The 20,230-nt window shown below is 72.8% G+C and carries 20 protein-coding genes; 8 read left to right on the forward strand and 12 right to left on the reverse strand.

Going from position 1 to position 20,230, the window contains the following annotated elements:
• Nucleotides 1-8 precede the first annotated feature (8 nt).
• Both ACFYZS_RS30740 and ACFYZS_RS30745 read left to right on the forward strand, forming a co-directional pair.
• Complete coding sequence (locus ACFYZS_RS30740) at nt 9-1,388, forward strand: MFS transporter (RefSeq protein ID WP_389019587.1); 1,380 nt, start codon at nt 9-11, stop codon at nt 1,386-1,388.
• 335 nt (nt 1,389-1,723) lie between these two features.
• Complete coding sequence (locus ACFYZS_RS30745) at nt 1,724-2,098, forward strand: RNA polymerase-binding protein RbpA (RefSeq protein WP_007262928.1); 375 nt, start codon at nt 1,724-1,726, stop codon at nt 2,096-2,098.
• Nucleotides 2,099-2,210: 112 nt separating this feature from the next.
• Here ACFYZS_RS30745 and fxsA read toward each other — a convergent pair whose 3' ends face one another.
• The 4 genes from fxsA to ACFYZS_RS30765 form a co-directional block, all read right to left on the reverse strand.
• Nucleotides 2,211-2,798, reverse strand: a complete 588-nt coding sequence (gene fxsA / locus ACFYZS_RS30750) for an FxsA family membrane protein (protein WP_389019590.1) — start codon at nt 2,796-2,798, stop codon at nt 2,211-2,213.
• 60 nt (nt 2,799-2,858) lie between these two features.
• A complete protein-coding gene (locus ACFYZS_RS30755) occupies nt 2,859-3,674 on the reverse strand; it encodes a polyprenol monophosphomannose synthase (protein ID WP_389019592.1) in 816 nt (271 codons plus the stop codon).
• Nucleotides 3,675-4,030: 356 nt separating this feature from the next.
• A complete protein-coding gene (locus ACFYZS_RS30760) occupies nt 4,031-5,665 on the reverse strand; it encodes an amidohydrolase (protein WP_389019595.1) in 1,635 nt (544 codons plus the stop codon).
• A gap of 68 nt (nt 5,666-5,733) precedes the next feature.
• Nucleotides 5,734-6,174, reverse strand: coding sequence for an Lrp/AsnC family transcriptional regulator (locus ACFYZS_RS30765; protein ID WP_030162595.1), 441 nt, complete (start codon nt 6,172-6,174; stop codon nt 5,734-5,736).
• A 217-nt stretch (nt 6,175-6,391) separates the two neighbouring features.
• Between ACFYZS_RS30765 and ACFYZS_RS30770 the strand changes: the two genes are divergently transcribed.
• A complete protein-coding gene (locus ACFYZS_RS30770; RefSeq protein ID WP_389019598.1) occupies nt 6,392-6,835 on the forward strand; it encodes a hypothetical protein in 444 nt (147 codons plus the stop codon).
• A gap of 32 nt (nt 6,836-6,867) precedes the next feature.
• On the opposite strand, the gene ACFYZS_RS30775 is transcribed toward ACFYZS_RS30770, so the two are convergent.
• Nucleotides 6,868-7,968: a phosphotransferase family protein gene (locus tag ACFYZS_RS30775; protein ID WP_389019602.1), complete on the reverse strand. Its 1,101-nt coding sequence runs from the start codon at nt 7,966-7,968 to the stop codon at nt 6,868-6,870.
• A 65-nt stretch (nt 7,969-8,033) separates the two neighbouring features.
• Nucleotides 8,034-9,167 carry a hypothetical protein gene (locus ACFYZS_RS30780; protein ID WP_389019604.1) on the reverse strand — a complete coding sequence of 378 codons (1,134 nt, stop codon included), beginning with the start codon at nt 9,165-9,167 and terminating at the stop codon, nt 8,034-8,036.
• Nucleotides 9,168-9,737: 570 nt separating this feature from the next.
• Here ACFYZS_RS30780 and ACFYZS_RS30785 point away from each other — a divergent pair.
• Nucleotides 9,738-10,559, forward strand: coding sequence for a phytanoyl-CoA dioxygenase family protein (locus ACFYZS_RS30785; RefSeq protein ID WP_389019607.1), 822 nt, complete (start codon nt 9,738-9,740; stop codon nt 10,557-10,559).
• 93 nt (nt 10,560-10,652) lie between these two features.
• Here ACFYZS_RS30785 and ACFYZS_RS30790 read toward each other — a convergent pair whose 3' ends face one another.
• The 3 genes from ACFYZS_RS30790 to ACFYZS_RS30800 form a co-directional block, all read right to left on the reverse strand.
• Nucleotides 10,653-11,045, reverse strand: coding sequence for a GNAT family N-acetyltransferase (locus ACFYZS_RS30790; RefSeq protein WP_389019610.1), 393 nt, complete (start codon nt 11,043-11,045; stop codon nt 10,653-10,655).
• Complete coding sequence (locus tag ACFYZS_RS30795; RefSeq protein WP_389019613.1) at nt 11,042-12,217, reverse strand: acyl-CoA dehydrogenase family protein; 1,176 nt, start codon at nt 12,215-12,217, stop codon at nt 11,042-11,044. The genes ACFYZS_RS30790 and ACFYZS_RS30795 overlap by 4 nt, the downstream gene beginning before the upstream one ends.
• Before the next feature lie 149 nt (nt 12,218-12,366).
• Nucleotides 12,367-13,101 (reverse strand): TetR/AcrR family transcriptional regulator, encoded by a 735-nt coding sequence (locus ACFYZS_RS30800; protein WP_389019616.1) that lies wholly within the window; start codon nt 13,099-13,101, stop codon nt 12,367-12,369.
• 252 nt (nt 13,102-13,353) lie between these two features.
• Between ACFYZS_RS30800 and ACFYZS_RS30805 the strand changes: the two genes are divergently transcribed.
• Together ACFYZS_RS30805 and ACFYZS_RS30810 are read left to right on the forward strand one after the other, a co-directional pair.
• Entirely contained in the window at nt 13,354-13,875 is a 522-nt protein-coding gene (locus ACFYZS_RS30805) for a DUF6230 family protein (protein WP_389019932.1), read from the forward strand.
• Complete coding sequence (locus ACFYZS_RS30810) at nt 13,866-14,840, forward strand: DUF6114 domain-containing protein (RefSeq protein ID WP_389019619.1); 975 nt, start codon at nt 13,866-13,868, stop codon at nt 14,838-14,840. Before ACFYZS_RS30805 ends, ACFYZS_RS30810 begins: the two co-directional genes overlap by 10 nt.
• Nucleotides 14,841-14,885: 45 nt before the next feature.
• Here the strand turns inward: ACFYZS_RS30810 and ACFYZS_RS30815 are convergent, their stop codons facing one another.
• From ACFYZS_RS30815 to ACFYZS_RS30825, 3 genes are all read right to left on the reverse strand, one after another.
• Nucleotides 14,886-15,038 carry an SCO1431 family membrane protein gene (locus tag ACFYZS_RS30815; RefSeq protein WP_389019622.1) on the reverse strand — a complete coding sequence of 51 codons (153 nt, stop codon included), beginning with the start codon at nt 15,036-15,038 and terminating at the stop codon, nt 14,886-14,888.
• Nucleotides 15,039-15,166: 128 nt separating this feature from the next.
• Nucleotides 15,167-15,589, reverse strand: coding sequence for an SPW repeat protein (locus tag ACFYZS_RS30820; RefSeq protein ID WP_389019624.1), 423 nt, complete (start codon nt 15,587-15,589; stop codon nt 15,167-15,169).
• Nucleotides 15,590-15,685: 96 nt separating this feature from the next.
• Nucleotides 15,686-17,089, reverse strand: a complete 1,404-nt coding sequence (locus tag ACFYZS_RS30825; protein ID WP_389019627.1) for a peptidase C39 family protein — start codon at nt 17,087-17,089, stop codon at nt 15,686-15,688.
• A 134-nt stretch (nt 17,090-17,223) separates the two neighbouring features.
• Here ACFYZS_RS30825 and ACFYZS_RS30830 point away from each other — a divergent pair, with 134 nt between their 5' ends.
• Nucleotides 17,224-17,859, forward strand: a complete 636-nt coding sequence (locus tag ACFYZS_RS30830; protein ID WP_389019630.1) for a uridine kinase — start codon at nt 17,224-17,226, stop codon at nt 17,857-17,859.
• Between the two features lie 378 nt (nt 17,860-18,237).
• Nucleotides 18,238-20,187, forward strand: a complete 1,950-nt coding sequence (locus ACFYZS_RS30835) for an AAA family ATPase (protein ID WP_389019633.1) — start codon at nt 18,238-18,240, stop codon at nt 20,185-20,187.
• Nucleotides 20,188-20,230 lie beyond the last annotated feature (43 nt).

Genomic DNA, 20,230 nt, shown 5'->3' on the forward strand with positions numbered 1-20,230 from the left:
GGGCACCGGTGAGTGCGGAGACCACGGAACAGGGCGCGGGGACCGCGCCGGAGGAACCGGCGCCGAGCGCGGCCGAACGAAAGCGCCAGCAGCACGGCTGGTACTTCTACGACTTCGCGTGCTCGGTCTACTCCTCGACCGTGCTGACGGTGTTCATCGGGCCCTACCTGACCACCATGGCCGAGGCCGCCCAGGACGCGCAGGGCTACGTCCACCCGCTGGGCATTCCGGTGCGGTCCGGCTCGTTCTTCGCGTACGCCGTCTCGATGTCGGTGATCGTCGCGGTGCTGGCGATGCCGCTGGTGGGAGCGGCCGCGGACCGTACGGGCCGCAAGAAGCCGCTGCTCGCGGCGGCGGCGTACACCGGCGCGGCGGCGACCACCGCGATGTTCCTGCTGGGCGGCGACCGCTACCTGCTCGGCGGAGTCCTGCTGATCGTGGCGAACGCCGCGATGTCGGTGTCGATGGTGCTCTACAACTCCTACCTGCCGCAGATCGCGGAGCCGCACGAGCGGGACACCGTCTCCTCGCGCGGCTGGGCGTTCGGCTACACGGCGGGTGCGTTCGTCCTGATCCTGAACCTGGTCCTGTTCCAGTCGCACGAGTCCTTCGGGATCTCCAAGGACGCGGCGGTGCGGATCTGCCTGGCCTCGGCGGGCCTGTGGTGGGGGGCGTTCGCGATCATCCCGCTGCGCCGGCTGCGGGACCGGGCGGTGGTCCGCTCGGGTGCCGCCCACGCGGCCGCGGGGTCGGGGTGGAAGCAGCTCGTCGCCACGTTGAAGGACATGCGGCGCCACCCGCTGACGCTTTCGTTCCTGCTGGCGTACCTGGTCTACAACGACGGGATCCAGACCGTGATCTCGCAGGCCTCCGTGTACGGCAAGCAGGAGCTGGGGCTGGAGGACTCGACGCTGATCACGGCGGTGCTGCTCGTCCAGATCCTCGCGGTGGCGGGTGCGATGGCGATGGGCCGGCTCGCGGTGTCGTACGGCGCGAAGAGGACCATCCTCGGGTCGCTGGTGGCCTGGACCGTGACCCTGGGCGCCGGCTACTTCCTGCCGGCGGGGGCGCCGGTGTGGTTCTTCGCCCTCGCGTCGATGATCGGACTGGTGCTGGGCGGCAGCCAGGCGCTGTCGCGCTCGCTGTTCTCGCACCTGGTGCCGGCCGGCAAGGAGGCGGAGTACTTCTCGGCGTACGAGATGAGCGACCGCGGGGTGAGCTGGGTCGGGCCGCTGGTGTTCGGGATCACCTACCAGGTCACGGGCAGCTACCGGGACGCGATCATCTCGTTGGTGGCCTTCTTCGCACTGGGTTTCGTGCTGCTGGCGCGAGTGCCGGTGCGGCGCGCGGTGGAGGCGGCGGGCAATCCTGTTCCCGAGCGGATCTGAGTGGATCCGGCCGGTGCTCCGACGGAGGCTCGGAGGCGGGGCACGACCCGGATCTTCATACGAATTCCGAACGGATTTCGACGTTGAAGCGAAGGGCCGGTAGTGTACGCCTTTGGCCTGCCAGCCGGACCGTTACTGCGCGCTAAAGAACTGAAGACGTTGGGTGACATCTGCTGCCAGATGTGACAAAACGGGCACTGGTGGGTACAACAAGGGGCGGCACGACGGGCGACGCATCACCCGGAGCGGGAATCTATACCGCCGACCGGACGTTGACCGGATGACGACGACAGCGACACCTGTCCTGTGGGCGACAAGCCCGGGAGGCACGATTCATGAGTGAGCGAGCTCTCCGCGGTACGCGGCTCGTGGTTACCAGCTACGAGACGGACCGCGGCATCGATCTGGCCCCGCGCCAGGCGGTGGAGTACGCATGCCAGAACGGACATCGATTTGAGATGCCGTTCTCGGTTGAGGCAGAGATTCCGCCGGAGTGGGAGTGCAAGGCGTGCGGCGCCATGGCACTCCTGGTTGACGGGGACGGGCCCGAAGAGAAGAAGGGCAAGCCTGCGCGAACGCACTGGGACATGCTCATGGAGCGGCGCACCCGCGAGGAACTGGAGGAAGTGCTGGCCGAGAGGCTGGCGGTCCTGCGTTCCGGCGCCATGAACATTGCTGTGCATCCGCGGGACAGCCGCAAGTCCGCCTGACAGCCGGACGAGTAGCAGAACAAGCCGAGGGCCCCCGCCACGAACTGTGGCGGGGGCCCTCGGCTTGTCGCGTCTGTTCTCTTCCCGTGTTCTCTTCCCGGCCGTACGGCGCTCAGGGAGCCAGCGGCGGCCGGTACCCGGCGTCGGGGCCCGGCTGCTGCGGCTCGTCCTCGCGGATGACCTCGCCCTGGACGATCTTGCCGTCGGGGTAGTGGATGCGGGCCTGCTGGAAGGCGTCACCGAAGCTGCCCGCCGGGGCCGCGGCCATCTGGCGCTCCAGGGAGCCGGTCACGCGCCGGGCCGTCCACGCCCGGACGGGCGGGAGCAGGAGGAGCAGGCCGGCCACGTCGGACAGCAGGCCGGGCAGCATCAGGAGCAGGCCGGCCAGCATCGTGAGGCCGTTGCCGCCGCCCGGCTGCTGCTTCGCCGCCTGCTGCGGGGGTTGCTGCCCTTGCTGGGCCTGCTGGAAGGTGTTCGCGAGGTTCTTGAAGGCCCGCCGCCCGGCCCGCTTGATGACCACGGCACCGAGCACGATCCCGCCGGCGAGCAGCGCGGCGACGGTCAGCCCGCCGGCCGCGCCGGCGACCAGGCTCAGCAGCCAGATCTCCAGGACCAGCCAGGCGGCGACCGCCAGGGGAAGGAAGGTGCGGCCACGCGAGCGTCGCCGGGGGGCCGTCGAAAGGGGAACGCCGGTCGTCATACCACCCAGTGTGCCTGGGGCGGCGTAAAAGCGGCCTCAGCCGGAGGTACCGGACATCCCCTAAGGGGTTCCCGGGCCCTTGCCGGGGCCACCGTCCTTGGGCTTGTCCTGGCCGGTCAGCTGGCCGGTCAGCTTCGCGGCGTGGGCCTTGAGCCCCCACTGGGTGACCCGCCAGAGGGCCTCCACCACGATGTCCTTGCTCATCTTGCTGTCGCCGAACTCACGCTCGACGAAGGTGATGGGCACCTCGACGACGCGGAAGCCCTGGCGCACGGCCCGGCGGGCCAGGTCGACCTGGAAGCAGTAGCCCGCGGAGGCCACCTCCTGCAGGCCCAGCCCCTCCAGGGTCTCGCGCCGGAAGGCGCGGTAGCCGCCCGTCACGTCGCGGATCGGGACGTCCAGCATCAGCCGCGAGTAGACCGAGCCGCCGCGCGAGAGGAACTCGCGGCTCTTGGGCCAGTTGACCACCCGGCCGCCCGGTACCCAGCGCGAGCCCAGGACGAGGTCGGCGCCGGCCAGCGCGGTGAGCAGCCTGGGCAGCTCCTCCGGCTGGTGGGAGCCGTCGGCGTCCATCTCCACCAGGACGCCGTAGTCGCGCTCCAGGCCCCAGGCGAAGCCCGCCAGGTAGGCGGCGCCGAGCCCCTCCTTGCCCTTGCGGTGCAGGACGTGCACGTGGTCGTCGGCGGCCGCCAGCTCGTCGGCGAGCTTGCCCGTGCCGTCGGGGCTGTTGTCGTCCGCGACCAGGATGTGCGCCTCGGGCACCGCCGCGCGCACGCGGCCGACGATCGGCCCGATGTTCTCGGCCTCGTTGAAGGTCGGGATGATCACCAAGGCCGTGCCGAGCGGTCCGTGCCCTCGCTGTCCGCCGTCGCTCACTGGGTCCGCCTTCGTGTTCTTGTACGTCCTGTCTCAGAGGATGACTTTAGAACAGTGGCCGGGTCCCGCGGTCCTTCGGGCCGGTCGGGCTCCCGCTGGCTGCGGGTCGCCGTGACCGTTGTCTACTGGACCGCGGGCCCCGGCCGGGGCCACCCTCCCCCGAACTCCCGCGGAGCGGGGGGACCCCACCCCGAGCTCACGGGGAGCAGGGGGACCCCCATCCCGGCGAAACCTTCCCTCGCCCCCGAGGCGCGGGCGCGCTGAGCTGACGGAACCGCCCGGTGCGGACGTCCGGTGGTGGACCCGGCCGAACCTATCCGGGTCGAAGCGCCGGTACCGAACCGAGGCCGACCGGATCACCCCTGTGGCCGTACGAATACCTCCCGCCCGCCGACGACGGTGGCGAGGCACACCGGCAGATCGCCGCCGGGGGTGAGGTCGGGCAGCCCGGGGGTGCCCGAACGGGGGTCCGTGGACCAGCGGGCGACCCGGTCGTCGGGGGCCTGGACCACCAGTTCGGCGGTCTCCCACAGCGCGTAGTCGGCGGGTGCGCCGGGGACGAGCACGCCCGCGCCGTCGCGGCCGAGGGCGCGCCAGCCGCCCCGGGTGTGGGCCGTGAAGGCGGCCCGTACGGAGATCCGGTGCTCGGGGGTGCGGTGGAAGGCGGCCGCCCGGACGGTGCCCCAGGGGTCGAAGGGGGTCACGGGGGCGTCGGAGCCGAAGGCCAGCGGCACACCGGCCTTGAGCAGGGCCGCGAAGGGGTTGAGCGTCCGGGCCCGCTCCACGCCGAGCCGGTCGGCGTACATGCCGTCCTCGCCGCCCCAGGCCGCGTCGAAGGCGGGCTGCACGGAGGCGGTGAGGCCGAGGTCCGCGAAGGCTGCGATCGTGGCCGGGGTCATCATCTCGGCATGCTCGACGCGGTGCCGGGCGGCGCGGACGCGGGCGAGGCCGACCTTCTCGGCGGCGGCGCGCACGCCCTCCACGACGGCGGTGAGGGCGGCGTCGCCGATGGCGTGGAAGCCGGCCTGGAGGCCCGCCTCGGTGCAGGCGGCGACGTGCTCGGCCACCTCGGCGGCGTCGAGGTAGCCGGTGCCGGTGTGGCCCGCGTCGGCGTAGGGGGCGTGCAGGCAGGCGGTGTGGGAGCCGAGGGCGCCGTCCACGAAGAGGTCGCCCGCGGCCCCGATGGCGCCGAGCGCCTTGGCCTGTTCGAGGTCCCGGTCCGCCCAGTAGCCGAAGACGCGGGGGCCGGGGCGCTCGCGGGCGAGGTTCAGGAGGTCCGCGAAGTCCTCGGCGGAGGAGATGTCGGGGCCGCCGCACTCGTGGACGGAGCCGATGCCGAGGGAGGCGGCCCGGTCGAGGGCGGCCCGCTGCGCCTCGGCGCGCTGGGCGGGGGTGACGGCGGCGAGCGCGGCCCGGCGGACGGCGTGGTGGTCCTCGCGGGTCAGCGGCTCGTCACCGCGCACGGAGACGGCCGGTACGAGGTCCAGCAGCGCGGTGGTGACCACGGCGGAGTGCACGTCGATGCGGCTGAGGTAGAGCGGGCGGCCGGCGGCGGCCTCGTCGAGCTCCTCGCGGCGGGGGGCGCGCCGCTCGGGCCAGCGGGAGGCGTCCCAGCCGTGGCCGAGGAGCACCCGGTCGGCGGGACGGCGCCCGGCGTACGCGCGGACGAGGTCCAGGGCGTCGGCGAGGGAGGCGGCGCCGGTGAGGTCGAGCCCGGTGAGGGCGAGGCCGGCGGAGGTGGTGTGGACGTGCGCGTCGGTGAAGGCGGGGGTGACGAGCGCCCCGCCGAGGTCGACGACCTCGTCGACGCCCTGCGCGAAGGCGTCCGCGGCGCCTTCGGAGCCCACCCAGGCGATGTGTCCCCGTTCGACGACCATCGCGGTGGCGAAGGGGTCGGCGGGGCTGTGTACCTCGCCCCCGCGCAGGAGAACGGTCCGTTCGGATGCGGGGGCTCCGGCGGCTTCGGCGGAACTGGCGGTGCGGTCGGTCATGCAGTCAGTCTCGCGGGTCCCCGGCCCCGCTTCGACCGCGCCCCCGCGGATACGCGGCCGAAAAGCCGTCACACCCGGGGCGGACGTGCCTCGTACGGGGTGGAGAGGACCACCGTGGTGCGGGTCGAGACGTGGGCCAGGGCGCGCAGGCGGCTCAGGAGGTCCTCCAGCTCCAGCGGGGTCGCGACGCGGACCTTCAGGATGTAGTTCTCGTCGCCGGCGACGCTGTGGCACGCCTCGATCTCCGGTACGCCGGCCAGCCGGTCGGCGATGTCGTCCGGCGCGCTCGGGTCGAAGGGCTTCACCGAGATGAAGGCCGTCAGGGGCAGCCCGACGGCTTCGGGGTCGACGACGGCCGCGTATCCGCGGATCACTCCGCGCTGTTCCAGACGGCGTACTCGCTGGTGGACGGCCGAAGTGGACAGTCCCGTGGCCTTGCCCAGATCCGTGTAGCTCATCCGCCCGTCCCGTACGAGCAGATCCACGATCTGGCGGTCCAGCTCCTCCATTGCGCTCATAGCCGCTCAACCTAAGGCCCAAGGGCGCTCCAGGCACAGTGCTGTCCGCCCACAAGTGGCACCTGCGGCGGGCATGTGACCAAGGCCACAGGGGTATGCAGGCGTACGCAGGGATGTTGTGGTTACTCGTGCCGCGCGGCGGGAAGTGCTTGCTGTGGCCGAGGCTGTGGAAACTGCCCGCCCGGCCCACCCAAGGGGGAGTACATCCATGCAGAACACCAAGCGCGCCGGTCGCACCGAGCCGGAGCCCCTGGAATTCTTCGATGCCGAGGACGGTGAGTACCTCGAAGACGCCGACGGGTTCGACGGCTTCGAGATCCACCACGCGATCTGCCCCGACTGCGGCCAGTCGATCGCCCTCGTCGCCGACGAGGAGTACCTGCCGGAGCACGCGCTCTGCCTGACCCCGTGGAACCCGTTCGGGCTCACGGTGTGCGCGGGCACGGGCCGCCCGGCCTCCGACGCGCTGCCGACGGTGGGCATGGGCCAGGGCGAGCCCCAGGAGCTCGAGGTCGTGCTGCTGGACCTGCCGCAGGGTCTGGACTGGCGGACGCAGCCGTTCTCGCACGTCGGCGGTCCCGGCTCGCGTCCCGTGCGGATGCCGGCGCCGACGCTGCTGCCGCAGATGCGGCAGCACGCGCAGGCCGCCTGAGCGACGGCCTTCCGGCCGCCCGTGCCGGACGTCTACCAGTACGTGCCCTGCACCATCGCCCGGAGGCTGGCGTGGTGCAGGATCAGGCCGTCCGGATCCGCGGGGATCTCGACCTCCCCGAAGTGTGCCTGCCGGTAGGCGATGCGCAGCATCACGATCCCGTGCCGCAGGGCCGCGTACAGGGTGTGGAACTCCATGTCGCGCGGGGTGTGCCCGGTGAGCTCGGCGTACCGGCGCTCCAGGTCGTCGCGGCGCAGGAAGTCCGGCAGGCCGCTCTGGCCGAAGCCGACGGTCAGGTCCTGGAAGAAGCGGTGGAGGTACACGGTCCAGCCGAGGTCGACCTCGCGCGGGGCGTACGCGGCCATCTCCCAGTCCAGGACGGCGACGGGTTCGAACCCGTCGGCCCGGTAGACCACGTTGCCGATGCGGGCGTCGCCCCAGTTGAGGACGGCCGGGCCCTCGTCCGCGGGCCACAGCTCCTCCAGGCGTTCGAAGGCGCGCTCCAGCAGCGGGGACGGTGCGAGTCCGTCGACCACCCAGGCGTAGTAGGCGCGTTGGGCGTCGACGTGGCGGCGCAGCGGGCTGCCGGCGCCCTCGGGGAGGAGGAACTCGGCCTCCTTGGCGGGGAACTGGTCGTGCAGCCGGGCCAGCAGGGAGATGCTCGCCTCTTGGAGCTCGGCGCGTTCGGAGTCGCTCGCGGCGTGCAGCCAGTTCCCCTCGTACGTGTAGGGCATGACGTCGGGCGGGACCCGGCCCTCGGCGCGGGCCATGACGAAGAAGGGCGCGCCGAGCGGCCCGGGGTCCCGCTCCAGCCACAGCACGCGCGGGACGGGCAGGTCGGTGTGGGCGCCGACCAGGCTCATCACGCGGTGCTGGCGGGGCATGTCGTACGTGGGGAACACCGTGTAGGCGGCCGGGTCGGCGGCGAGCCGCAGGGCGCAGGCGCGGACCGGGGTGTCGGGGTGGTCTATGTCGAAGAGCAGGGTCTCGCTGGACATTCCGTTGGACGCGGGGACGCGTACGCCCGTGACCTGGGCGCCGGGGAGCTCTGTGTGGAGCCAGGCGGCGAGGCGCCGGCCGAGTTCCTCGGGTTCGCGGGTGGAGGTGCGCGGGCGTGGTGCCGGTGCTGCCATGACTTCTCCGTTCCTTCTCTTGGCTCGGGTACGGGACGCCGCCGCGGGCGCCGCCGGGTGCGCCGCTACGGGGCGACGGAGCCGTAGTCGGTGAAGCCGCTCGGGTCGTGGCGGCCGAAGCTGCCGTGCTCGAAGATGCCGAAGCCGGTGCGCCCTTCGAGGGTGAACCGGGCGGAGTGGTCGGTGACGCCGAAGGCGGCCATGGGGTGGGCGGCGGGGTCGGAGAGGTCGTAGACGCGGCGGTCGGTCCAGCCGCGGCCCTGCCAGGTGCCGTGCTGCCAGTCGGCGGCGGGCGGGTAGCCGGCGCCGACGGCGAGCGGGGAGGAGTTCAGGATCTCGACGCCGAGTTCGAGGGGTTTGCGGGCCGGGTCGGCGAGGTGGACGACGGCGCTCTCGGGGTGGCGGGTGCCGGAGCGGTAGCGGATCTCGGTCTGGGGCCAGCCGAGTTGTACGTCTCCCCGGCCGCTGTCCTCGGGGAAGACCTGGACGGCTTCGCTGAGGGTGCGGTGGCCGTCGGCCTCCTCCTGGGCGATGACCATGAGGAAGCGGTCCTCGAAGCGGACGGGGATCCAGAGCCAGTGGAAGCCCTCGGGCCGGTGCTCCTCGGCGGCGCGGCCGCCCTCCTCGCCGGGGATGGGGCGCACGCCCCAGCTGCGGTCGCGGGTGCCGGTCCACTCTCCGGGGGTGAGGGCGTACTCCTCCCCCTTGGCCCGGAGGGTTCCGGTGACGTGGCCGGCCTGGACGAAGCGGCGGCCTTCGAGCATGAGGCGGTCGCCGCGCCGCTGGACGTGGTGGGGCTCCCACACGGCGGGGAACTCGGCGGTCCAGGTGATGTCGTACGAGAGCCCGCCGGGGTCGGCGGGGTCGGCCTCGCACCGGAGGGAGATCCGCTTCAGGGGTTCGTCGACGGTGATCCGCAGCGGTCCGACGGAGAGGTTCATGCGGTCGTCGGTGAGGGCGTCGGAAGCGCGGACGGCGAGCAGTTCGTCGCCCGTGCGGAGGGTGGCGTAGGCGTCGATGACCCCGGCGTTGGGGTAGACGCCGAGGCCGAGGATGAGGACGGCGCGGCCGGCGTGGTCGAAGACGTGGAAGATGCAGCGGTCGTAGGCGTTCCGGTCGCCGGTGACGAGGTGCTTCATCGACAAGGGGGCCTGGTGGACGGGGTATTCGTCGAGGGGTACGGGGCGGTCCGCGGGCATGGCAAGCCTCCTGGCGGCAGCGGGCTCGGGCGGATATGACGGTACGTCAGATACCGGCTCCGGGGCCAGAGTTCTGGCACTCCCTGACAGCCCGGCACGTCTGGCCACTCGCAGGCGCTCCCGAGCGCCCCGGCGCGCGGCGCCGGGGACATCTCGAACGGATACCCGCAGGGCGGGGGCGGTTACCCGCGCGTCGGGTGGCGCGTTGGCCCGGTATGACCACACTCGAAACCCCTGGGACAAGAACGGGACGCCGTCGGCGTCCGGCGCCGCCTGGGCACGAAGAATCGGTTCCGCGCCATGAAGAATCGGTTCCGCAGCGGCAGCCGGACCCCCCGATCTACCATGCGCTGCTGGCCCGTTGGGCCGCCGACGGGCGCACCCTGCCGGGCCGCCGCGATCCGGAGTGGTCCCGGGTCGCGACCTCCCCCATCTGGCCGTCGGGCCCTCTCTACGGCGGCGGCCAGTAGGCGGCGGCCCGCGGGGAGCGGCCGGAAATGACCCGGCGCACTCCCTGTGCGCTCCCCGTGCCGCCTCCTGCGCACCCGGGCCGGGCTGCACCCTGGGCGCATGACGGACCCGAAGCGGCTCCTGGCCGAATACCGGCGCGACGGCTTTGTCGTCGTACCCCCGATGACCCCGCACGAGATATGGGCTCCCCTCACCGCGGAACTGCCCTCCGTACTCGCCGAGGAGGGACCGCAGCGGTTCTTCGAGGAGGACGGGACGACCGTGCGCGCCGTCTACGGGCTCCACCGCAGAGGCGGTCCCTGGCAGGCGCTGGCCGAGGCCTCGCCGCTGACCGCGCTGGCCCGGCTGCTCCTCGGCGAGGAGATGTACGTGTACCAGTGGAAGGTCAATCCGAAGGCGGCCCGGCGCGGCGACCGCTGGCAGTGGCACCGGGACTTCGACTTCTGGCGGGCCGCCGACGGGATGCGGCGCCCTGCGGCGCTCACCGCCGCCGTGTTCCTCGACGCGGTCACCGAGGAGAACGGGCCGCTGCGCCTGATCCCGGGCACGCACACCGACCGGCCGGCGCCGGCCGCGCCCGCCGGGGACGACGGGGGCACCGACGGCGGAGCGGGCGAGGGCCCGTGGGCCCGGATCACGTCGAGCCGGAACGCCTACGCGCTCCCGGACCCCTCGACCGAGGAGCTGGCCCGCACCCGGGGCGTGCACGAGGCCACCGGCCCGGCCGGCACGGTGGTCTTCTTCCACGGCAACCTGGTGCACAGCTCGGGCCCGAACCGCTCGACGCACGCCCGCACCCTCGCCCTGATCAGCTACAACGCGGTGTCCAACGCCCCGCCGGCCGACCACCCCGCCGCGCGCCAGGACCTCTTCGTCAACCACGACGCGAAGCCCCTGCCCGTCGGGGACGACCGGTACTAGCGGGTGCCGGGAAGAGCGCCCGCCAGGGGGTGTCGTCAAAGTAGCTTCGTCCGCCCGTGAGGGCGGGGCCAGAAGGGACTTTGACGACACCCCCTAGAGCGGGAGGAGTCCGGCCGCGGTCGGGCGGAAGCCGCAGCGGGCGTAGAAGGGCTCCAGGTGCGGCTCGTAGTCCACGTGCAGCCACTGCGCCCCGGACGCGCGGGCCGCGTCGGCGGCGGCCCGGACCAGCCGGACCCCGAGTCCGCGGCGGCGTTCGTCCGGGTGGACGGTGGTGTCCAGGATGAAGGCGTGCGCGCCGCCGTCGCCCGCGACGTTGACGTAGCCGACCAGGCGGCCGCCGCGGCGGGCGGTGATCCAGGCGGTGCTGCGCTCCAGGACCGGCCCGAACGAGGCCGTCCGGTGGCCCGGCCAGGCCGCGCCGAACAGCTCGTTCAGTTCCGCGTCGGCCAGGGCCGGGCGCACCTCCAGGACCAAGCCCGCCGTCAACGCGACTCCGGGCCCGCCAGGTGGCGGGCGATGACCATCCGCTGGATCTGGTTGGTGCCCTCGACGATCTGGAGCACCTTCGCCTCGCGCATCAGGCGCTCCACCGGGAAGTCCGCGGTGTAGCCGTAGCCGCCGAGGACCTGGACGGCATCCGTGGTGACGGCCATCGCGGCGTCCGTGCAGAACAGCTTGGCCATCGCCGCCTGGCGGGAGAACGGCTTGCCCGCGTCGCGCAGCCGCGCCGCCGCCAGGTACAGCGCCCGGCCGGCCTCGATCTTGGTCGCCATGTCGGCGAGCATGAAGCGCAGGCCCTGGAAGTCCGCGATGGGGTGCCCGAACTGCTTGCGGTCCAGGGCGTACGCGAGGGCCTCGTCCAGGGCGGCCTGCGCGACGCCGATGGCGCAGGCGGCGATGCCCAGGCGGCCCGCGTCCAGGGCGGCCAGCGCGATGGTGAAGCCCTGCCCCTCCTCGCCGATGCGGCGGGTGTCCGGGACGCGGACTCCGTCGAAGTGCAGCTGGGCGGTGGGCGAGCCCTTCATGCCCATCTTCTTCTCGGGGACGGCGGCCGTCAGGCCCTCCGCGTCGCCGGGCACCAGGAAGGCGGTGATGCCCTTGGGGCCCTCCCCGCCGGTGCGCGCCAGGACGGTGTAGAAGTCGGCGACCCCGCCGTGGGTGATCCACGCCTTGGTGCCGGTGATGATCCAGTCTCCCCCAGCCTCACGCACGGCCTTGGTGGTCAGCGAGGCGGCGTCGGAGCCCGAGGCGGGCTCCGAGAGGCAGTACGCCCCGAGCAGGCCGCCGCCGAGCATGGCGGGCAGGTGGGCCTTCTGCTGCTCCTGCGTGCCGTATCCGGCCAGGCCGTGGCAGGCCAGGGAGTGGACGCTGACGCCGAGCCCGACGGTCAGGCGGGCCGCCGCGAGCTCCTCCAGGACCTGGAGGTAGACCTCGTACGGCTGCTCGCCGCCGCCGTACTCGCCGGCGTACGGGAGACCGAGCAGGCCGGCCTCGGACAGGAGGGTGAAGATCGCGCGCGGGAAGGTCCCGGCCTCCTCCTCGTCGGCGGCCACGGGGCGGATCTCCCGCTGGGCGATCTCTCGTACGAGCGCGAGGAGATCCCGGGACTCCTCGGTGGGCAGCTGACGGTCCACCGGCTGCGGGGCGCGGTCAGTCATGGCGGCGCTCTCCTCCCTCATCGGGCACGGCGGCGGCACGTGAGGTGTGGGACGGGCCGCCGGGTCTCGGTGCTTCTCACAGCCGATACTGCCCTCCCGGATCACGGAAGCGGCAGATCAGTGGCTGCGGGCGGCTTGAGTATGCCCGATCAGGGTCGTCCCGTCACTGGGGCAAGATCACCTGCCGCCTCGAACGCCTCTTCGGGCAGCGGTGGCGGCGGACATTCCGGAACGAACTCCCCGATCACGGTCAGCGTCGCGCGCAGCTGGCGGACGAGGAGGGCGCCGAGCCGGTCCCGGTCGGGCTGCCGCGCGGCGGATTCCGGATCGCCGTCCGCACCGGGATCCGCCTGGGCATCCGCCGCCAGGGCGCCGATCCACTCCAGCGTGGTCCCCTCGACCCCGGAGAGCCAGCCCACCAGCGCGAGCCGGGCCAGCGGCGGCACGGCCCGGCGCCCGTACGCGCCCTCGGCGATGGTGGCCACCAGCTCCTCGCGCACCGCGTCGCGGATCGCGAGCACCTCTGCGTCGGAGCCCACGCCCCCGGTGACGATGGTGCGGTAGGCGGCCTGGTGGTGCTCGGCGTAGTGGAGGTAGCCCTCGATGGTGCGGCGCACCCGCTCCGCCTTGGGCAGGTCCGGTTCCCCGGCGGCGCGGGCGACGAGCTCGGCCACCGAGTCCTCGACGATGGCGAGGTAGTAGCCGCGCTTGCTCTTGAAGTAGTAGTAGATCAACCCCTTGGCGACGCCAGCCTGTTTGGCGATGTCGTCCATGGAGAGCGCGTCGTACGAGGTGTCGGCGAACAACTTGCGCCCGGTCGCTATGAGTTCGGCCCTGCGGACCTGCGAACGTTCGCTCGCACCCCGCTGTTGACTATTATTCAAATTCGGCCCTAGCCTCGAACTGCCACAGGATGCCCGCAGTATGGCAGACCTGCCTCATGCACTTCCCCTGCGCACGGACGACGTACGGGAGGCACTTCCATGAGTACGAACAGAGGCACGGCCGGAGGTACGGACGGCGGTACGGGCGGCGGTACGGAGCCGGCCCGCCCCACGGCCGGCAGGCGCGAAGGCCGGGTCCGCTGGCGGAAGTCGGCCGCCGTCGCGGTACCCGCGGTCCTCGCGGTCGGGGCGATGGCCGTGGTCATGGCGCAGGGCGCGCTCGCGGCCTCGTTCGCCGTCTCGGGGACCAGCTTCCAGGTCTCCTCCTCGAAGCTGAGCAGCAAGGGCCTGGCCTCGTACGTGCAGACGGACCGCTCCGTCGACGGCAAGGGGCATCCGGTCGCGCTGCTCGGCATCGGCGAGGCCACGCTCACCGACATCTGCCAGGCGGCCGAGGTGGACACCCCGCTGGGCACGGTGGTCTTCAAGCTGACGGCCGGCGGTCCGGCCGGGGAGGTCACGGCGAGCAATCTCGTCATCGACGGCGAGGACCTCGACGGCGACGCGACCTTCGGCACGGCGCAGATCGGCCGGGACGCCTCGACCCTCGACCGGGTGGACGGGGTCAAGGGGGAGCCCGGGAAGTTCGGCCTCCAGGCCGGGGACATCGAGGTCGTCGGGGTGAAGTCGCACGCCTGGTCCGCGACCGGCGGGAACTTCCGCCTCAAGGGCATGCGGGTGAGCGTCGGCCTGGACGGCAAGAAGTGCTTCTGAGCCGCCCCCGGCCGGGACTGCGGCTCCCGCTTCCGCTGCGGCTCCCGCTTCCGCTGCAGCGGCGGCGGCTGCGCGCCTGGCGCAGGACCCGGCCCTTCTGGGGCGGGCTGCTGGTCATCCTGGGCGGGGCCGAGCTGCTGCTGGTCCCGCTCTCCCCGCTGACCGTGCTGGTGAGCCTGGGGCTCGGCGGGATCGCGGCGATCGGGATCGGCGCCGCGCTCGTCGTGGCGGGCCTGTTCCTGTGGTTCCTGCCGCAGGCGCGGGCGTACGTCTCCGTCCACGCCCTGCTGCTGTCGGTGCTGTCGTTCCTGGCGACCAACCTGGGCGGGTTCCTGGTCGGCATGCTGCTCGGGATCGCCGGGAGTGCGCTGGCCTTCGGGTGGACGCCGGTGCCGGACGAGGCGCCCCGCGCGGCCGCGGACGGGCGGGACGCGTACCGGAGCGGGCCGCGCGGCACCGGTCCCCCGGCTCTCGCCGCCGTACTGCCGGTGCTGCTGGTGGCCGCCCTGGCGATGGGCGCCCCGCCGGCCAGGGCGGCGGGGCCGCCCCCCGGGGCGCCAACGGCCCCCCGGACTCCACCGATGGTCACCACCTCGCTCTTCGCCCCGCAGGGCTTCGCCTTCGCGGGGGTCACCGAGGTCGCGACGGCCGACGGGCCGCTGAGGGTGATGGTGCTCAGGATGCGCGCGGCCTCACTGGCCGACTACCGGCTGCGCACCCGCGACGGCCGCGAGGAGTACGGGCTCGCCGCCACGTCCCTGGAGCTACGGGGCAATGTGACCTTGTACCTGACGAGGTTCAGCGGCTGCATCGAAGGGCTGCTGTGCGTCACGTTCAGCCCCGACGGGCTGCCCGCTCCCCCGGTGATCCCGCCGTTCGTCTTCATGACCCGGGTCAGCGCGGAGCAGGCGCTGGTCACCTCGGACCTGATCGTCACGGACGGCCTGCGGCTGGAGGCCTCGTAGGCCCGGTCCGCGGACCTCAGACCCGCGGGCCCTCAGATCCGCAGGTCAGAGCCAGCCGACCTGAGTGACGAACATGGCGACGACGACCACCAGCGTCCAGCCGAGCACGTGCTCAAGCCACTTGGAGTGGTCCTTGGGGCCACCGGTCCGGACGAGGTTCCGGGCGCGGGCGGTGAGGGAGGGGCTGTATGCGGTCATGCCGTCCAATGTGACAGCGTTCGCGGCTTTCGCGGTAGAGACGATCGTCACGCGTGGCGCGTATCACGCGCCCCGGCATGTCGCCGGGCCCCGGCCGGATCGCGGTCGGGGCCCGGCGCGTACGCGGGTCAGGTGGCGCGGTTGCGGCCCGCCATGCCCGCCATGGCGAGCGCGAGCAGCAGGGCGACGCCGCCGGTGATGACGTTGCTGACCACGCTGCGGGTCGTGCTGACGTCACCGGCGATGACCCACGGAGCCACGATCGTCCAGGCTCCGATGGCGACCGCCGTCCAGGCCATCGCGTGGGTGCGTTCGTAAGCGGAGCCGAGTCCGCTCATGCACAGGCAGTACGCCACACCGGCGATCAGGTTGTTGATCGCCAGCGGACCGAGTCCGCTGAACCCGGCGATCCAGGGCGAGGCCGCCAGGTACAGGCCCGTGATGAGGGCCAGTGCCTCCACGGCCTGCGCGGCGGGGGTGCTGGTGACCCGCTCGAACCGGGAGCGCATCTCGGCGAGGTCGGGGTGGTGTTCGATGCTGTGGGTGGTCATGGCGGGCCGCCTCCTGTAGAAGCCTTTATATGCCCTTTACGCCTTTATGTTCCGCTTATCTGTGCCTGCGGTCAACGGGAATTTCCGGCACTGCGATCACAGCACTCCCACCGCCCGCAGGGCCGCGATCTGGACGACGCTCGGGCGGGCCGGGGCGTACAGATAGCAGATGCCACCGGAGCCCGACGCCACCTTTCCGGACGAGTTGTGACGCTTTGTTCGCAACCAGGCATTTTCCCACTCGCGGCGCTTGTACACGCGGCGGACGGACGCGTTGTCGGGCGAGTTCGGGTCGTTGGCGATCACGTCCCCGGCGGCGGTGAAGCCGACGACGGTCATGAGGTGGCCCGCGGTGCCGTAGCCCGCGCCCGTGAGCTCCTCCGTCCGGAAGGACTGCGAGGTGATCACCGGGATGCCCGACCGGATCAGGACCTCCAGGTCGGCGAGGGAGCGCAGGCGGGTGACGACCCCGGCCAGGTCGGCGTACGTGGCCGCGTACGCGGCGTTGAAGGGCCAGTTGCCGCATCCCTTGTACGCACTGTCGTACGTGGACCGGGCCGCGTGGCAGACCTGCGGGTCGGGGTAGCGGGCATCGACCCAGGCCAGCTCCCCGGCGCTGGGCCTGCGGCCCCAGTACTCGATGGTCATCTGGGAGGAGGTGGGGCTGCACCAGGCCTCGCCGCCGTTGTCGTACTGCGGGTACCGGCCCTTGTGGACCTCCTGCGAGTACCGGGGGACCTTCAGCTCGTGCGCCGTGCGCGCCGGGAGGGACGCCGGGACCGTGAACCGGTCCGGGACGTCGGAGACCATGGCTCCGGCCAGCCAGACCGTCGGCCCCTGGGCGGCGCCGGGCTTGCGGTGGAGGGTCAGGCGCAGCTGCCAGTGCGCGATCCGCACGCCGTCCGCCTTCGCGGGGGCGTCGACGGCGAGGGTGTCGGTCCACACGGTGGTCTTGCCGTCGGTCTGGCCGTCCACGGAGGTGCGGCGGATGTCGCCGTCGCCGGAGGCCCAGCGGCCCATCACGTACCAGGGGGTGGCGGTTCCGCCGCCGTACGTGGCGCGCAGCTCGATCTGGATCCACGTGCCGGCCGGGGTGTGGGCGTTCCAGGAGGCGATGGCCTCGGTGCCGGGCACACCGGAGGAGTGCACCGGGGAGGTCCAGACCGCGTATTCCCAGGTGCTCTTCTTCGCGGTGTGCGGGTCGGTGTACTCGGTGCGGCCGGCCGGGGTGTCGATCACCAGGCCGGGGCGGGCGCCGGCGAGGGCGGTGGTTCCGCGGTGGGCGCCGGCCCGCCAGTGCGCGTACGAGTACCAGAACCGGTTGTCGACGGTCTTGGCGGGGGCCGCGGCCGCGGCTTCCGCTTCTCCCGCCCCGGCCGGGCCGGTGCCGGCCGGGGGCGTCCCGCCGGCGGCGGAGGCGCGGCCGCCCGGGACGGTGGCCACCGCGGCCGCCGCGAGCGCTACGGCCAGCAGGGCACGGCGTGGTGTGGGTGCGGTCATCGGCGTGGCCCCCAGGGGTCGGTGCGCTGGTGCAAGGCTCCACCCTTCCAGTTCCCGCCCGCCGGGAGCCGAAGCCACGACCCCGTGTCGGGGTGACGCGGCACCGGGGCAGGTCAGGGCCCTACTCTGGCCGGGTGGAGCCTCAGCAGTCACTTCAGTCACTCGCGTACGAACTCGCCGCCCTGCCCCCGTCTCTGGGCCCGGTCCGGCTGATCGGAATCGACGGGCACGCCGGCTCCGGGAAGAGCACCTTCGCCGGGCGGCTCGCGCAGGCGCTGGGCGGGGCTCCCGTGCTGCACCTGGACGACGTGGCCACGCACGAGGAGCTCTTCGAGTGGCCGGAGCGGCTGCGCGCGCAGGTGCTGGAGCCGCTCGCCGCAGGGCGGCCGGCGCACTGGGCCCCGTACGACTGGGTGGAGCGCCGGTTCGGCCCCGAGCGGGTGCTGGAGCCGGTTCCGGTCGTGCTGATCGAGGGGGTCGGGGCCGGACGGCGGGCGCTGCGCCCGCATCTGGCGCGACTGCTGTGGATGGAGACCCCCCGCGCGCAGTCCTGGGGGCGCGGGCGAAATCGGGACGGGCGTGAACTTTCCGACTTCTGGGACGGATGGGAGCGCGCGGAGCTCGCACACTTCGCGGATGATCCTTCGCGCCCCTTCGCCGACACTTTGGTACGCCAGAGCGGTACGGGATACGAGTGGACTTCCGGGGCGGATGCGACCTCCGGAAGGGCCTCTTCCCTTACAGAAGGTGACGGATTCCCCCGGGCCTGAGCCGCTCGGGAAGTCCGCTCGCGCGGGCCCGCACCGACGTGCTTGACCTGGGCCCCGCACCGGCCTTACGTTCTGAATGCGCGGTCTTTCCAGGCCGCAGCGGACGCGAAGCCCCCGATTGTTCCCCCGTGATCGGGGGCTTCGTTCTGCCCCGGGCCGGCTTTCCGCCGGTGCCGCGCGGGCCCGATCTCCCCGAAATCTTCACCCTGCGTCACCTCGCGCGCCCCTGGTGCGCCTCCGACCGGTGCCCGCCGCACCCTACGTATGGTGCTTGGCCGCAGGTACGATGCATCCCTGATTTCATCGGCGCAGTGGACAACTCGCGGGCGCGACGCGGGGGTTGCTGTGCACCACGGGGGCAGGCTTGTGGGGGATGTGATGGATTTCGGCACGCCGGGCACGCACGCCCCGGCCGAACTCGCCTGGCTGCGCGGGGTGGATGCCTGCACCATGGGCGCCTATCCGCAGGCCGAGGAGGAGTTCCGGGCGGCCGTACGACTGGATCCCTCGATGGCCGACGCATGGCTGGGCCTGCACGCGCTCCGGGTGGACACCACCAACGCCTTATTGCGCATGTACGCCCACCGCGACCGCTTCGGAGAGCAGCGGGCCCGCCACCGGCGGACGCTGAACTCCTGGTACTGGCTCGGCTGGTGGGTGCAGCCGGTGCTGGAGAGCCGGCGGGACCTCCTGCTGGCCCACGCCTCGCACTGGCTGGACGGCCGGCACGTCCCCGAGCTCGACCAGGCACTGGCCGCACTGCCGCCGGTGGACACCGATGCGCAGGTGCGGTTCCTGCACGCCTGCCGGGCCTACCTGGTCAAGGACTGGGAGCAGCTGGTGCGGCACACCGAGCCGCTGGTGGACGATCCCCTGCTGGGCATCGAGGCGGGCCTGTTCGGCGGGATGGCCCGGGTCCGCCTGGAGATGTACGGACAGGCCGAGCCCATGCTCTCGGCGGCGCTGATGCGGTGCCGCAGCGAGCAGCCGCAGCGCAAGGAGCTGCGGTACTGGCTGGCGCGGGCCCACGAGGGTACCGGGCGCAGCGCGGCGGCGCTGCCGCTGTACCGGGCGGTGCACCGGGTGGATCCGGCGTTCATGGACACGGCGGCCCGGCTGACGGCGATCGAGGACAGCGACTACGTCGACGGGGCCGACGGATACGCCGGATACGCCGCGTCCGGCTACGAGGGGTACGCGGGCCACGATCTCTCGCCGGTCGGCGGGGACTTCGCGGCCGTGGCCCTCGGCGGCGGCCCCGTCCAGGACATCGCGGCGGACGGGCAGGCGGAGCCGGACCCGCTGATCGCCCCCGATCCTGATCCGCGGTTCGGGGCTCCGGGCGGACCGGGCACGGGCCGGGTGGAGGGCGCGCGCCGCAAGGTGGCGGTCCCGCCGCAGGCCGCGCCCGGGGGGCTGCCGGCCGGGCCGGCCGATCCGGCGCTGCTCGCCGAGGCCCTGGCGGAGCTGGAGCGCATGGTGGGGCTGGAGCCGGTGAAACGGCAGGTGAAGGCGCTCTCCGCGCAGCTGCACATGGCCCGGCTGCGGGCCGGGCAGGGGCTGCCGGTGCAGCCCCCGAAGCGGCATTTCGTCTTCTCCGGACCGTCGGGGACGGGCAAGACCACGGTGGCGCGGATCCTGGGCCGGGTCTTCTACGCGCTCGGGCTGCTGGGCGGGGACCATCTGGTGGAGGCCCAACGGGCGGACCTGGTGGGCGAGTTCCTCGGGCAGACCGCGGTGAAGGCGAACGAGCTGATCGATTCCGCGATCGGCGGGGTGCTGTTCGTGGACGAGGCGTACAGCCTCTCCAACACCGGGTACAGCAAGGGCGACGCGTACGGGGACGAGGCGCTCCAGGTGCTGCTGAAGCGGGCGGAGGACAACCGGGACCACCTGGTGGTGATCCTGGCCGGCTATCCCGCCGGGATGGACCGGCTGCTGGCCGCAAATCCGGGGCTGTCCTCGCGGTTCACGACCCGGGTGGACTTCCCGAGCTACCGGCCGCTGGAGCTGACCGCGATCGGCGGGGTGCTGGCGGACGCGAACGGGGACTGCTGGGACGCGGAGGCCCTGGAGGAGCTGCGCAGCATCAGCGGGCACGTGGTGGAGCAGGGCTGGATCGACGAGCTGGGCAACGGCCGCTTCCTGCGCACCCTGTACGAGAAGAGCTGCGCGTACCGGGACCTGCGGCTGGCGGGCTTCCCCGGCGAGCCCTCCCGGGAGGACCTGGCGACGCTGCGGCTGCCGGACCTGATGCAGGCGTACGGGGAGGTCCTGTCGGGCCGCGGTCCGCAGGACCGGGACCGGCCCGAGCCGCCGCCGATGTAGCGCTGCCGCCCCGCGGGGTTCCGCGGGGCGGCAGGGGGTGTCG

The organism is Streptomyces sp. NPDC001903 (genome assembly GCF_042891345.1).
Lineage (GTDB): Bacteria > Actinomycetota > Actinomycetes > Streptomycetales > Streptomycetaceae > Streptomyces.